This is a genomic window from Amycolatopsis sp. NPDC048633, from assembly GCF_040650695.1.
In the GTDB taxonomy this organism is placed as follows: Bacteria; Actinomycetota; Actinomycetes; order Mycobacteriales; family Pseudonocardiaceae; genus Amycolatopsis.
In genome coordinates, this window is record NZ_JBEZHS010000014.1 from 115,008 (window position 1) to 128,436 (window position 13,429).

11 protein-coding genes are annotated in these 13,429 nt (G+C 70.6%); 8 read left to right on the forward strand and 3 right to left on the reverse strand.

Annotated elements, in window-relative coordinates; all coding sequences use genetic code 11:
* Nucleotides 1–76: 76 nt before the first annotated feature.
* From AB0C38_RS24870 to AB0C38_RS24895, 6 genes are read left to right on the forward strand one after another with little or no spacing between them, the layout of a single operon-like run.
* Nucleotides 77–1,726 (forward strand): ABC transporter substrate-binding protein, encoded by a 1,650-nt coding sequence (locus tag AB0C38_RS24870; protein ID WP_360677393.1) that lies wholly within the window; start codon nt 77–79, stop codon nt 1,724–1,726.
* Complete coding sequence (locus tag AB0C38_RS24875) at nt 1,727–2,725, forward strand: ABC transporter permease (protein ID WP_360677396.1); 999 nt, start codon at nt 1,727–1,729, stop codon at nt 2,723–2,725.
* Nucleotides 2,722–3,618: an ABC transporter permease gene (locus AB0C38_RS24880; protein WP_360677398.1), complete on the forward strand. Its 897-nt coding sequence runs from the start codon at nt 2,722–2,724 to the stop codon at nt 3,616–3,618. Before AB0C38_RS24875 ends, AB0C38_RS24880 begins: the two co-directional genes overlap by 4 nt.
* Nucleotides 3,615–4,613 carry an ABC transporter ATP-binding protein gene (locus tag AB0C38_RS24885; protein ID WP_360677400.1) on the forward strand — a complete coding sequence of 333 codons (999 nt, stop codon included), beginning with the start codon at nt 3,615–3,617 and terminating at the stop codon, nt 4,611–4,613. The genes AB0C38_RS24880 and AB0C38_RS24885 overlap by 4 nt, the downstream gene beginning before the upstream one ends.
* On the forward strand, nt 4,610–5,359 hold the full coding sequence (locus AB0C38_RS24890; protein ID WP_360677402.1) for an ATP-binding cassette domain-containing protein: 750 nt from the start codon (nt 4,610–4,612) through the stop codon (nt 5,357–5,359). Before AB0C38_RS24885 ends, AB0C38_RS24890 begins: the two co-directional genes overlap by 4 nt.
* 31 nt (nt 5,360–5,390) lie before the next feature.
* Nucleotides 5,391–7,796 carry a glycoside hydrolase family 2 protein gene (locus AB0C38_RS24895; RefSeq protein WP_360677404.1) on the forward strand — a complete coding sequence of 802 codons (2,406 nt, stop codon included), beginning with the start codon at nt 5,391–5,393 and terminating at the stop codon, nt 7,794–7,796.
* Between the two features lie 5 nt (nt 7,797–7,801).
* On the opposite strand, the gene AB0C38_RS24900 is transcribed toward AB0C38_RS24895, so the two are convergent.
* Both AB0C38_RS24900 and AB0C38_RS24905 read right to left on the reverse strand, forming a co-directional pair.
* Nucleotides 7,802–8,191: an MmpS family transport accessory protein gene (locus AB0C38_RS24900; protein WP_360677406.1), complete on the reverse strand. Its 390-nt coding sequence runs from the start codon at nt 8,189–8,191 to the stop codon at nt 7,802–7,804.
* A 72-nt stretch (nt 8,192–8,263) separates the two neighbouring features.
* Entirely contained in the window at nt 8,264–9,247 is a 984-nt protein-coding gene (locus AB0C38_RS24905) for a glycosyl hydrolase (RefSeq protein ID WP_360677408.1), read from the reverse strand.
* A 178-nt stretch (nt 9,248–9,425) separates the two neighbouring features.
* Between AB0C38_RS24905 and AB0C38_RS24910 the strand changes: the two genes are divergently transcribed.
* Together AB0C38_RS24910 and AB0C38_RS24915 are read left to right on the forward strand one after the other, a co-directional pair.
* The gene (locus tag AB0C38_RS24910; protein WP_360677410.1) at nt 9,426–10,055 is read left to right on the forward strand and encodes a PAS domain-containing protein; all 630 of its coding nucleotides are present in this window, start codon (nt 9,426–9,428) and stop codon (nt 10,053–10,055) included.
* On the forward strand, nt 10,039–11,163 hold the full coding sequence (locus tag AB0C38_RS24915; protein ID WP_360677412.1) for an aminotransferase class I/II-fold pyridoxal phosphate-dependent enzyme: 1,125 nt from the start codon (nt 10,039–10,041) through the stop codon (nt 11,161–11,163). The genes AB0C38_RS24910 and AB0C38_RS24915 overlap by 17 nt, the downstream gene beginning before the upstream one ends.
* A gap of 22 nt (nt 11,164–11,185) precedes the next feature.
* Here AB0C38_RS24915 and AB0C38_RS24920 read toward each other — a convergent pair whose 3' ends face one another.
* Nucleotides 11,186–13,339, reverse strand: coding sequence for a DUF6351 family protein (locus AB0C38_RS24920; protein ID WP_360677415.1), 2,154 nt, complete (start codon nt 13,337–13,339; stop codon nt 11,186–11,188).
* Between the last annotated feature and the right edge of the window lie 90 nt (nt 13,340–13,429).

A 13,429-nucleotide genomic window follows, 5' to 3' on the forward strand; every position in this document is an offset into this window, starting at 1 on the left:
GACACCACCCTTCTCCGGCGCCGCGGCACCGTGGCGCACCGTCGAGTTAACCGCTTAAGCACACCCGGGAGTCCCCATGAAGGCCGGAAGGCACCGCCGCCTGCTCGCCCCCGCCGCCGTCGTCCTCGCGCTCGGCCTCGCCCTGAGTTCGTGCTCCAGCACCGCGACCGGCACCGACGGCGTGATCATCACCGCCAACACCGGCGCGTCGGGCGCGTTCGTCCGCAACTTCAACCCGTTCCTGCCCAACCAGGCCCAAGCGGGCTACGGCGGCACCGTCTACGAGTCGCTGCTGTTCTTCGACATGGCCGAACGGCGTCCGCCGGTGCCGCAGCTGGCCACCGCGGCGACCTTCTCCCCCGACGGCAAGACGCTCACCGTCACCACCCGCGACGGCGTCAAGTGGCAGGACGGGCAGCCGTTCACCGCCCAAGACGTCGCCTTCACCTTCGACAGCATCATCAAGCACCCCGAGCTGAACACCAACGGGCTGACGCTGGCCGCCGCGACCGCGCCGGACGACCACACCGCGAAGATCACCTTCGCCCAGCCGGCGTTCAACCAGCTGTGGGGCGCGGCGGGCCGCACCCTGATCGTGCCGAAGCACATCTGGGAGAAGATCGCGGACCCCGCCACCGAGCTGAACCCGAACCCGGTCGGCACCGGGCCGTTCACCCTCGACTCGTTCTCCCCGCAGACCTTCCTGCTCAAGAAGAACCCGAACTACTGGGAGCAGGGCAAGCCGGCCATCGACGGCGTGCGCTTCATCTCCTTCAGCGACAACACGAGCGCGAACCAGTCGCTGCTGGCCGGGAAGATCGACTGGGGCAACACCTTCGTGCCCGACCCGCAGAAGAACTGGGTCGCCAAGGACCCGAAGACCCACCTCGTCCCGTCCGCCGGGATCTACCAGACCAGCCTCGTGCCGAACCTGACGACCTGGCCGACGAACGACCTCGCCGTGCGGCAGGCGATGAACCTGGCGCTGGACCGCAAGCGGATCGTCGACACCGTCTACTTCGGAATCGCGAAGGTGCCGAGCCCCGAGCTGCTGCAGACCCCGCGGGACGACGGCTTCCGGATCACCGGCCCGGTCACCCGCGACCCCGCCGCCGCGCGGACCGCACTGGAGAAGGCCGGGTACACCCGCGGCGGCGACGGCGTCTACGTCGACAAGGGCGGCCGGCGGCTCGAAGTCTCGATCAAGGTCGTCACCGGCTACACCGACTACATCCAGGCACTGCAGCTGATGCAGCAGCAGCTCGCCGAAGCCGGGATCGCCCTGACCGTGCAACAGGTTTCCAGCGCCCAGTTCAACTCGGACCGCTCCACCGGCACCTTCCAGCTCCTCATCGACGGCCTCGGCGGCAAACCCGACCCGTACCAGCTCTACAACCAGGTGCTCGCCTCGGCGACCACCGCGCCGATCGGGCAGAAGGCCGCGTCGAACTGGTCGCGCTTCTCCGACCCGCAGGTCGACGCCGCGCTGAGCGCGATGGCCGGCACCGACGACCAGGCCGTGCTCAAGCAGCGCGCCCAGGAGATCGGCCGCGTGATGCTGGACAAGCTGCCCTACGTCCCGATCTTCCAGAACAGCCCGAACGCGACGTTCCTCGCCACGAAGGTCACCGGCTGGCCCACCGACGACAACGCCTACGCGCTGTCGCGGGCGGACAGCTTCCCCGACACCGGGTTCGTCGCCAAGAACCTGAAGCCGGTCAAGTAGATGCGGTTCCTCGGCAAGAAGCTGATGTTCTACGCCGTGGCGCTGCTCGCGGCGCTGTCGCTGAACTTCCTCATCCCCCGCCTCGCGCCGGGCAACCCGGTGGACGCGGTGCTGGCCCGGCAGTCGTCGATGGCGCCGGTCTCCCCGGAGGCGCGGCACTCGCTGGAACTGCTGCTGGGCGTGAACGACCAGCCGCTGTGGCAGCAGTACCTGCGCTACCTCGGGCAGATCCTCTCCGGCGACCTCGGCCGTTCGGTGACGTTCTTCCCGGCGCCGGTCGGGGACATCATCGGCCAGGCCCTGCCGTGGACGCTGGGCCTGGTCGGTGTCGCGACGGTCGTGTCGTTCACGCTCGGCATCTCGCTCGGCGCCCTGGCGGGGTGGTTCCGCCGCGGGATCGTGGACTCGCTCGTCGCGGGCTCGACGATGCTCGCCGCCATCCCCTACTTCTGGCTGGCGCTGGCCGCGTTGTACTTCCTCTCGGCCGGCCTGGGCTGGTTCCCGCTCGGCCTCGGTTACGACGTCGAGATCGAGCCCGGCTGGTCGGGCGAGTTCGTCGGCAACGTCGTCTTCCACGCGCTGCTGCCGGCGCTCACGATCGTCGTCAGCTCGCTGGCCGGGTGGCTGCTGGGGATGCGGAACATGATGGTCTCGACGATGGGCGAGGACTACGTCGTCACCGCGCAGGCGAAAGGCCTCAGCCTCCGGCGGGTGATGGTCACCTACGCCGCCCGCAACGCCGTCCTGCCGAGTGTCTCCGGCGTCGCGGTGTCGCTCGGGTTCGTCGTCGGCGGCGCGATCGTCACCGAAGCCGTGTTCTCCTACCCCGGTATCGGGTTCACGCTGCTGCAGGCGGTCCGCAACAGCGACTACCCGCTGATGCAGGGCATCTTCCTCATCATCACCCTCGCGGTGCTCGGCGCGAACCTGCTGGTCGACCTGCTCTACGCGGTCATCGACCCGCGCGTGCGCACCACGGCGAAAGCAGGTGCCCGGTGACCCAGGCCGTCATCACGCCCGTCCGCGCCGCGGGGCGGGTCTCCGCGCTGACCCGGCGGCCGAAGTTCCTGCTGGGCGCCGGCATCGTCGCGGTCTACGCGGCCGTCGCGGTCATCGGGCCGCTGGTGGTCGGCGACCCGCACGCGACCGGCGTGGACCTCCTCGCCGGGCCGTCGGCGCAGCACCTGCTCGGGACCACCAACAACGGCCAGGACGTGTTCACCCAGCTGATCGTCGGCTTCCGGTCGTCGCTGCTGGTGGGGCTGCTGGCCGGCACGGTCACGATGCTGCTGGCCGCCCTGGTCGGGGTGGTCGGCGGGTACGCGGGCGGCTGGGCCGACGAGGTGCTCAACCTGATCGGCAACGTCTTCCTCGTCATCCCGGCCCTGCCGCTGATCGTGGTCGCCGCCAGTTATCTGCACTCCAGCGGGATCGCCGTGATCGCGCTGCTGATCGCGGTCACCAGCTGGGCCGCCTCCGCGCGGGTCCTGCGTGCCCAGACGGCGTCGCTGGCGCACCGGGACTACGTCGACGCCGTCCGCGCGTCGGGCGAACGCGCGTGGCGGATCGTCGTCGTCGAGATCCTGCCGAACCTCTATCCCATCCTGATTTCCCAGTTCGTCTTCGCGATGATCGGCGCCATCCTCGGCGAGGCCGGGCTGTCGTTCCTCGGGCTCGGGGACCTCAACTCCGTCACCTGGGGCACGATGCTGTTCTTCGCCCAGAACGGCGAAGCGCTCTCGCAAGGCGCCTGGTGGTGGTTCATCCCGCCGGGCCTGTGCATCGCCGTGCTCGGCGCGGCCCTGACGCTGCTGAACATCGGCGTCGACGAACTCATCAACCCGCGGCTGCGCGTGCAGCGCCGCGGTAGCGCCCAGGGAGACATCCGATGACACCGGTGCTGCAGGTGCGCAACCTGCACGTCGACTACGAAACGGCCACCGGACCGGTGCACGCCGTGCGCGGGGTCAACCTGGACGTGCACCGCGGCGAACTGGTCGGCATCGTGGGCGAAAGCGGTTGCGGCAAAACGACTCTGGCCTACGCGATCACACGGCTGCTGCGCGCCCCCGCGCACCTGACCGCCGGCAGCGTCACCTTCCAAGGCGTGCACGACACCACGCCCGTCTCGGTGACGGCGTTGACCGGCGGCGCGCTGCGGAAGTTCCGCTGGGACCGGATGTCCATGGTGTTCCAGGGCGCGATGAACGCCCTCAACCCGGTCCAGCGGGTCAGTGCGCAACTGCAGGACCTCTTCCACGCCCACCGCCCGCGGATGAGCAAGGCCGAGCGTCGGACGCGGGTGGGCGAGCTGCTGGACCTGGTCGGATTGCCCGGCCGCGTCGCCCGCTCGTACCCGCACCAGCTGTCCGGCGGCATGCGGCAGCGGGTCATGATCGCGATGGCCCTGGCGCTCGAACCCCACGTCGTGGTCATGGACGAGCCCACCACCGCGCTGGACGTCCTCGTGCAGCGGGAGATCCTCGACGCGATCTCCGAGCTGCGGCACCGGCTCGGGTTCGCGGTCGTCTTCATCACCCACGACCTGTCGCTGCTGCTGGAGATCAGCGACCGCATCGCGGTGATGTACGCCGGGCGCGTCGTCGAACTCGGCGACAGCGCGCGGTTGCGGGAGAATCCTCAGCATCCGTACACGACCGGGCTGCTCAACGCGTTCCCGACCTTGCGCTCGGAGCGGCGCGACCGGCACGGCATCCCCGGCCACCCACCGGATCTGTCGGTGCCGATCGCCGGGTGCGCGTTCGCCGACCGGTGCGGGTTCGTCCGCCCGGAGTGCACCACCACGGACGTTCCGCTGCTGCCGATCGGCGGCGGCGACGTCGCCTGTCACCTCTACACCACCGAACGCCAGGAGGTGTCCCGATGACCGAGCTGAGCGCGCACGACCTGGTGCGCGACTACTCCGGGTTCCGCGCGGTCGACGGGGTCAGCTTCACCGTCACCTCTGGGCAGACCCTCGCGCTGGTCGGCGCGAGCGGCAGCGGGAAGTCCACCATCGCCCGCCTGCTGAGCGGGCTCGATCGGCCGACCTCGGGAACCATCACGATCGACGGCGAACCCCGCCGCCCCGGCTACCGGGCGCTGCGGGAGTACCGCAAGCACGTGCAGATGGTGTTCCAGGACCCGTTCGCCTCGCTCAACCCGGTCAAGCCGGTGCACCACCAGCTGGCCCGGCCCTTGCGCGTCCACGGGCTCGACGGCGACCGGCGGGCCGTGCTGGAGCTGCTGGACCGTGTCCACCTGCGGCCGGCCGACCAGTACGCGGACAAGCTCCCGCACGAGCTGTCCGGCGGGCAACGGCAACGCGTCGCCATCGCCCGGGCCCTCGCGCCCCGGCCGAAGGTACTGCTCGCCGACGAGCCGGTGTCCATGCTGGACGTCTCGGTCCGGCTGGACATCCTCAACCTGCTCGAAGAACTCAAGCGGGACAACGATCTCGCCGTCCTCTACATCACCCACGACCTCGCCACCGCGCGCCACTTCTCGGCCACGACCATGGTGCTGAACGCCGGGCGCGTCGTCGAGATCGGCGACTCCGACCAGGTCATCTTCCACCCGGCGGACGACTACACCCGCCGGCTCGCCGCCGCCGCGCCCGACCCGTGGCGCTGACCCCCTCCCATCCACCAGAAGGGACCCACCCGTGCGGATCGACCTCGGCGCCCACGACTGGACGCTGCGCGCCTGCGGACCTCTGACCCACGTCCCGATCGAGCTGGCCCGCCCCCTCGCCGAGGGGGTCCCGGCGACCGTGCCCGGGACCGTGCACACCGACCTGCTCGCCGCCGGGCTCATCCCCGACCCCTACCTCGACCGCAACGAGAACGACCTGCAGTGGATCGGCCTCACCGGCTGGCGCTACGAAACGACGTTCGACCGCCCGGCGGCGCCCGGCGTGGCCGAGCTGGTCTTCGCCGGCCTCGACACCATCGCCGAGGTCGAGCTGAACCACCGGGTCGTCGCGACCACCGCCAACATGCACCGCTCCTACCGGATCCCGGTGACCGACCTGCTGGCCGACGGGAACACCCTGGCCGTCACCTTCAGCTCGGCGGTCCGCTACGCCCGCGACGAACGCCGCAGGCTCGGGGACCTGCCCAACCTCGGCAACGACGAGCCGTCGAACTTCATCCGCAAGATGGCCTGCAACTTCGGCTGGGACTGGGGTCCGAAGCTGGTCACCGCGGGCCTCTGGAAGGCCGCGGCCCTCGACGTCTGGGACGTCGGGCGGCTGCGTCAGGTCCGGCCTCTGGTCACCGTCACTCCCGACGGGGACGGCGTGGTCGAGATCCATGCCGATACCGAGGGCGGCGATCTTGTGCTGCGCGCCCGGGTGGCCGGGGCCGACGTCACCGGTCCGGCCGGGTCGGCGTTGTCGGTGACGGTCGAGCAGCCGCGGCTGTGGTGGCCGCACAGCATGGGCGAGCAGCCGCTGTACCCGCTCACCGTGACTCTCGAAACCGCCGATGGATCCATTGTGGACACGTGGTCGCGTGAGATCGGCTTCCGCACCATCGAACTCGACGAGCGGGATGGCGCGTTCACCTTCCGGGTCAACGGTGTGCCGCTGTTCGTCCGCGGCGCGAACTGGATCCCCGACGACTGCTTCCCGCACCGGGTCGACGCGGCCCGCTACGACCGCCGCGTCAAGCAGGCCACCGACGCGCACATCGACCTCCTGCGCGTGTGGGGCGGCGGGATCTACGAAAGCGACGACTTCTACGCCGCCTGCGACCGGCGGGGTGTCCTGGTGTGGCAGGACTTCCTGTTCGCCTGCGCCGGCTACCCCGAGGACGAGCCCCTGCGCGGCGAGGTCGAGGCCGAAGCCCGTGAAGCCGTCGTGCGGCTCGCCCCGCACCCGTCGCTGGCGTTGTGGTGCGGCAACAACGAGAACTACATGGGCTGGTTCCACTGGGGCTGGCAGCGGGAACTCGCCGACCGCGACTGGGGCGCCGGCTACTACGAACACCTGCTGCCGGGCATCGTCGCCGAACTCGACCCGACCCGCTCCTACGTGCCCGGCAGCCCGTGGTCGGGCGACCCCGCCCGCGACACCCAGGACGACGGCCACGGCTGCGTGCACATCTGGGACGTCTGGAACGAGCGTGACTACCGCGGGTACCTCGAGCGCGTCCCCCGGTTCGTCTCGGAGTTCGGCTGGCAGGCCCCGCCCGCCTGGGCCACACTCACCGCGGCCGTCCACGACACCCCGCTGACGCCGAAGTCCCCGGGCCTCCTGCACCACCAGAAAGCCCAGGACGGCAACGGTAAGCTCGCCCGCGGCCTCGCGCGTCACTTCCCCGCGCCGACGTCGACGGACGACTGGCACTACCACACCCAGGTGACCCAGGCCCGCGCGATCCGGACCGGGATCGAGCACTTCCGCGCACACCGGCCGCGGTGCATGGGCACGATCGTCTGGCAGCTCAACGACTGCTGGCCGGTGACGTCCTGGAGCGCGATCGACGGCGCGGAGCGTCGCAAGCCGCTCTGGTACGCGCTGCGCGACGCCTACGCCGACCGCCTGGTCACCATCCAGGAGCGGGCCGGCTCCCTCGTCGCGATCCTGGTCAACGACTCCGCGTCCCCCTGGGAGACTCCCATCGAACTGCGCCGGATCACCGTGGCCGGGGAGATCCTGGCGAAGACCGGCACGACGGTGCAGGTATCGCCGCGCGACACCGTGACCCTGCCGTTCGGCGACGTCGGCGTCGCCGGGGACCCGTCGCGGGAGCTGCTGGTCGCCGACACCGGGGACGAGCGGGTGATCCGGTTCCTCGCCGACGACCTCGACATCGCCTACCCCGAGCCCCGGTTCGACACCGACGTGAAGCGCACGAAGTCGGGCTACGACCTCACCGTCACGGCCCGGACCCTGGTCCACGAGCTGGCGGTGTTCGCCGACCGGCTCGCTCCCGACGCGGAAGCGGACCGGTGCCTGCTCACGCTGCTGCCCGGGGACCACGCGACGATCCGGGTGGCCACGCGGTACACCCTGGACCCGGACCGGCTGACCGCGCGCCCGGTCCTGCGGTGCCTCAACGACTGAGGCGCTCAGGAGTCCGTGGTCTTCGTGCAGGAAACGGGCTTCCCTGGCCCCGCAGCCGAGGCCCGGGCCAGCTCCCTCTCACCGTCCAGCAGGATCCGGCAGGTGAGCGTGAGAGCCCCGGTGGGCGTGGCGGTGATCGCCGCCTGCTGGCCGGCGGTCACCACCACGTCCTGCTTCCACGGCACCCCGACCGGGCCCTGGACGGTCTGCTGCTTGACCTCGTCGTTGTAGCGGTCGGGCGAGTTCGCGTAGCCGACGTTCGCCAGCGTCCCGCCGTTCTGGCCGGTCACTTCGTAGGTGATGGCCCACGACTTGCCGGTCGGGTTGGAGCAGGCCGCGACGCCGGCCAGCGCGCCGCAGAGAACCACCGTCCCGAGCACTGCCTCGATCTTCATGCTCCGAACGGTAGATGCGGCGCGCCGGCCCGGCATCGCACCGAAGACTGATCATCCGATAGTGCGATGGTCTTACCCGCGCTGCAGCTCGCCGAGTACCAGCACGCGCCCGTCGAAGTACGTGCGCTGGATGGCCGCGTTGGAGTTGCTGCCCTGCAGGTACTCCGACCACTCCATGAAGTACGTCCACTTCGGCTGCGACGCCAGCAGTTCCGGCGACGGGATCGTCCCGGTCTCCCCCAGCGCGATGGGCTTGCCGTGCGCGACGTTCAGCATCGCCTGGTAGTCCGACGCCGACGAGTTCGCCTTCATCCAGACGTCCAGCGCCGCGACGTCGACGTAGCCGTCACCCGGGTAGTAGGAGGCGATCGACCCCATGTTCACGTCCTTGACCGCCCAGTCCCACACGATGCTCGTGAGCCCCTTGCCCACCAGGTAGTCGTGGGTGATCCGGTAGAGACCGGCGCTGCCGCCCAGGCCCGGGCGCCCGCCCCACCAGGCCCAGCCGTCGTTCAGCTCGTGCAGCGGCCGGAACAGCAGCTGGACACCTGCGTTCTGCAGCTGCTGCAGGTACGGCACGACCTCGTCGAGACGGGCCTTGTAGCGGTTGTTGAGGTTCGAACCGTTCGTCATCAGCTCGCTCCACTGGGCGTCGCTGAGCTTGCTCATCACCCCGGACGACCAGTCGCACGAGCTGCCCTGGGTGGGCGGGCACATGTGCCAGGTCATGGTGACGATCGCGCCGTGGCTCCCTTCGAGCTTCGCCTGGTCGATCACCGTCTGCCGGTGGGCGACGTCCGAGCCGCCGAAGAAGAAGTCACCACCCCACAGGCCGGGGTACTGGCCGGTGATGTCGTGCACCTTGCCGGTGTAGAACGACGGCTGGTTCGCGGGTTCCTTGTTGTGCTGCCCGGCGATCGTGTACTGGCCGGAGATCTGCTTGAGGTAGTCGAGGGTGCCACCGGCGCGGGGACTGGCGACGGCACTGCCGGGCGCGGCCAAAGCCGTGACGGCGAGCGCGGCCGCGGCGAGGGTCTTGCGCAGACGTGGGGACACAGGCTGCTCCTCTGCATTGAGGATGATTAAGCGCTTAAGTATGCCGCCCTCGACGGGTTCGACGTCAAGATGCCGGGCGACAATCCAGCGTGGTCTGTCCTGTTCATTGACAACACTTAAGCGGTTGACTTCCCTCTGCCGGTAGACAGTTCGTCCAGTCTGGATGTACCGTCCAGGCATGAGCGACGTGACCGCGCGCTGGGCGCCCGTGTGCGAGGCGATCGTGCGGTTGCTGTCGCCGCACGCGGAGGTCGTCCTGCACGACCCCGGCACCGACCGCGTGCTCGGCATCTGGAACGCGTTCTCGGGCCGCGCACCCGGCGACCCGTCGCTGCTCGGCGAGCTGGACGAGCTGCCGCCGTCGGGCCAGGACGTCTACGGGCCCTACCCGAAGTCCCTGCCCGACGGGCGGCGGCTGTCCAGCGTGAGCGCGGTGGTCCGCGACGGCGACGGGCGCGCGGAGTTCGTGCTCTGCGTGAACGTCGACCGCACGGCCTTCGACGACGCCGCCCGCCTGCTCTCGGGCTTCGCGGCGCCGGCGAGCGGGCGGCCGCCGGTGCTGTTCGAACGCGACTGGACCGATCAGCTCGACGAGCTGGTGGCGGAGTTCGTCCGCGACAGCGGCACGCCCGTCGAGCGGCTGGACAAGGACCAGCGATGCGCATTGCTGTCCCGGTTGGACAGGGCCGGCGTCTTCTCCCACCGCCGTTCGACGCCGGTCGTCGCGCGGGCGCTGCGGATCTCCCGGTCCGCCACCTACCAGCTGCTCGCCGAGACCCGGAAGGAACCCGATGCCGACACTCCCTGATTTCCGGCTGGAGACGTTCTTCTCACGGTGGGAGTTCGAAGCCCGCTACCACCTGACCGCGTCCGACGCGCAGTCGATGACGCTCGCCGAGCTGCTGGCGCTGGCCGACGACGACGGGCGCGAGCGCTGGGAAACGCTCTCGCTCGGCTACACCGAGACCTACGGCCTGCCCGCGTTGCGCGAGGAGATCGCCGCGACGTACACCGGCCTCGCCCCCGAGGACGTGCTCTGCTTCGCCGGCGCGGAAGAGGGGCTCTACCTGGCGATGCGGACGCTGCTGGAGCCGGGCGACCACGTCGTGGTCGTCACGCCGAACTACCAGGCGGCCGAGACGATCCCGCTGTCGATCTGCGAGGTGACGGGCGTCGCGCTGCGGCCGGAGGACGCCTGGGCGCTCGACGTCGACGAGGTCGAGCGGCAGCTGCGCCCGAACACCCGGCTGGTGTCGGTCAACTTCCCCAACAACCCGACCGGCGCGGTCCCGGACCTCGAGACCTGGACGCGGCTGGTCCGGCTCTGCGAAGACCGCGGCATCCTGCTGTTCAGCGACGAGGTCTACCGCGGCCTGGAGGCCGGACCGGCGCTCCCGCAGGCCGCCGACCTCTCCCCCGGCGCGCTTTCGCTGAACGTGATGTCCAAGGCGTACGGGCTGCCGGGCCTGCGCATCGGCTGGATCGCTTGCCGGGACCGGGAAATCCTGGGCCGGCTCGAACGGGCCAAGCACTACACGTCGATCTGCAACTCCGCGCCCGCCGAGGTGCTGGCGCTGATCGGCCTGCGCGCCCGGGACCGGATCCTCGACCGCAACCGCGCGATCATCGCCGGCAACATCCCGCGGTTCGACGCGTTCTTCGCCCGGTTCCCGGACCTGTTCGACTGGGCGCCCCCGCGCGGGGGCTGCGTCTGCTTCCCGCGGTACCTGGGCGCCGACGGCGTCGACGCGATGTGCCGGGACCTCGTCGAGCAGAGCGGCGTCCTCCTGCTCCCGGCGAGCATCTACCGCTCGGAGCTGACCCCGACGCCACCGGACCGCTTCCGGGTCGGCGTCGGCCGGCGGTCGCCGGACGAGGCGCTGGCGACGTGGACGTCGTGGCTGGAGAACCGGTGACAGCGCCGTGGCGGGGAAAGACTCACCGCACCTTCGTCGGCGGGGTGGTGCCGGTCCGTTCGTCGCCGTAGCTCAGCCAGGTCCCGATCGGGGCACGCTGCCCGACGCCCGGCCGGCTGTAGTCGCACACGCCGCCGGGGAAAGCGTCCCGCAGCCGCTTCCGGTCCGCCGCGGTGAAGGCGACGGGGTAGTCGCGGAAGTTCAGCGGCTTCAGCCGGCACTTCAGCACGTCGAGGGCCAGGCTCTCCCCCGCGACCATCCGGGTGTTGGCCGCCACCGGGTACTGCGCGCCGCACTGGCCGCTCGCCGGGTACGTCAGCTTCTCGGTGATCCGCGACGCGGCGGAGAGGTAGCAGCCGTCGCCGAGATCGCGCGGCCGGTTCGCCAGCACCTTCTGCTGCGGCGTCCGGTGTGAGCCGTCGGCGTCGATCGCGGTGAGCCAGCGGTCCATCGCGTCGAGCTCGTAGACGCTGGCGGCCGCCGCTTCGCCCGCAGTCGCGTGGTTTTCGATGATGACCTGGTTGGCCGCGGTGCCGTTGGCCCGCAGAAGCCGTTGCCGCATCACGTACGACCACTCGGTGGTGTGGATGTCGTTGCCGAACCCGGCGAGGTCGAGGTCGGTCCGCTGGTCGATGATCGGCGTTTCCCGCAAGCCCTGCGACGCCGAGTTCAGGATGTCGTCGGCGTAGACCGCGTCGAGCGCCTTCGGATCGGCCGCGATCCGCTGCGCCGCGGGCTTTCCGGTGTGGTCGAGGCCGCCGATGGCGGCGTTGAGGTCGGCGAACTGCGCCGCGGTGATCGTCCCGGCCTTCAGCGCGGACAGGCCGTACTGCACGCCGGTGGTGTCCAGCGGGCTGCGCACGAACCCGGTCTTCGGGTCCCGCCCGATCTGGTTGGCCAGCTGCTCGTTGGAGTTGCACTTCACCCCGCGCGGGTTGGTGACCGGATCCCAGCGCGCGGCGACGGGGATGGCCGCGTTGCAGCTGTCGGTCGCGGTGGCGCGGCTGGCGAACGTCTGGTCCCACGAGACGCAGGTGTCATAGCTGGCGAAGCCCGCGACGGCCTGCTTCTGCGCCGCGGTGAACGACGCGCCCGGCCCGGCGAAGTACCGGTCCAGCAAGCGGCAGTCCGACACCGGGCCGCCCACGCTCAGCGGGTCCGGGAACGAGACGCCGGGGATGATGCCGTCGACGATGCCGGGGTAGTTCTCGGCGATGTCGTACTGCTGGATCGCCCCGCCCGAGCCGCCCCAGCCGATGGTGTGCGCGACCGGGCCGTAGGTCTCGATGAAGTGCTCCTTGACCATCATCGCCGCCTCGGCCGAGATGATCGGGCTGCAGTTGTTGTCGAGCACGTTCAGGGTCGACGACGTGACCGCGTAGCCCTGGGCCAGGAACAGGTCGTTGACGACCCCGCCGGTCGCGTTGCCCTGGTGGTAGCCGGCGTTGCAGCCGCCGCCGAAGGTGTAGACCAGCTTCCCGTTCCAGCTCCTGTCCGGCGCGACGGGCGACGGCGCGCCGTCGTAGAGCGCCGCCATCTCGTAGACGGCGCGGTCGATCGTGCCGCGCTCGACGCGGACCACGTACGGCACCGCGTGCCCGCCGACGGTGGCCGTCGCGAGGTCGGCGGGCCGGGTCGCCGGGTCCGTCAGCGGCGCGAACGCCCCGGCGGTGGTCTTGTACTGGTAGCTCACCTGGGTCGGCGCGCTGCACAGCGGCTGCGACGCCGCGGGCAGGCCGAAGGCTGGGGTCTCGCAGTAGAACGGGCGCTGCTGCGAGCCGGAGAAGACGGGCCCGGTGATCGGGTGGTTGGTGACGCGCAGGTTCGCCCGCTGGTCCGGGCCGTGTCCGCTGGTCCGGGCGCTCAGGTCGTTGGACCCGTCGCGCAGGCCGGTCACCAGGCCGAGCAGGCTGCCGTCCGGCTGGGCGTGGAACCTCAAGGTGACGTCGTGGCCGTTGGTGCTGACGGTGACCCGCGTTCGCTCCGGCGGGACGACCTTGACCAGGACCTGTCCCCCGCTGACGAGCGAGGGCCGCGGGTTCGACACGGTCTCGATCGTCAGGTGCCGCCCGGACGGGGTGCCGGGAGCGGCCACCGCGGTCGCGGTCCCCAGCAGGAGGACGGGCGCGGTCAGGACCGCCACCACGATGGATGAGCGCACAGTACGGTTCGCCACCAGCAGCTCCGCTCGCTTGTGGCATCGCGTCCTCGCGACACCGCGCAGCTGCCGGTATAGCACCTGCGGCCCGGCGGGAACAACATCCGG

What these genes read in the sequence shown, in the direction of transcription:
- AB0C38_RS24915 (WP_360677412.1), top strand. Translation starts at nt 10,039, where the DNA reads ATGCCGACACTCCCTGATTTCCGGCTGGAGACGTTCTTCTCACGGTGG.
- AB0C38_RS24875 (WP_360677396.1), top strand. Translation starts at nt 1,727, where the DNA reads ATGCGGTTCCTCGGCAAGAAGCTGATGTTCTACGCCGTGGCGCTGCTC.
- AB0C38_RS24890 (WP_360677402.1), top strand. Translation starts at nt 4,610, where the DNA reads ATGACCGAGCTGAGCGCGCACGACCTGGTGCGCGACTACTCCGGGTTC.
- AB0C38_RS24900 (WP_360677406.1), bottom strand. Translation starts at nt 8,191, where the DNA reads ATGAAGATCGAGGCAGTGCTCGGGACGGTGGTTCTCTGCGGCGCGCTG.
- AB0C38_RS24870 (WP_360677393.1), top strand. Translation starts at nt 77, where the DNA reads ATGAAGGCCGGAAGGCACCGCCGCCTGCTCGCCCCCGCCGCCGTCGTC.
- AB0C38_RS24885 (WP_360677400.1), top strand. Translation starts at nt 3,615, where the DNA reads ATGACACCGGTGCTGCAGGTGCGCAACCTGCACGTCGACTACGAAACG.
- AB0C38_RS24910 (WP_360677410.1), top strand. Translation starts at nt 9,426, where the DNA reads ATGAGCGACGTGACCGCGCGCTGGGCGCCCGTGTGCGAGGCGATCGTG.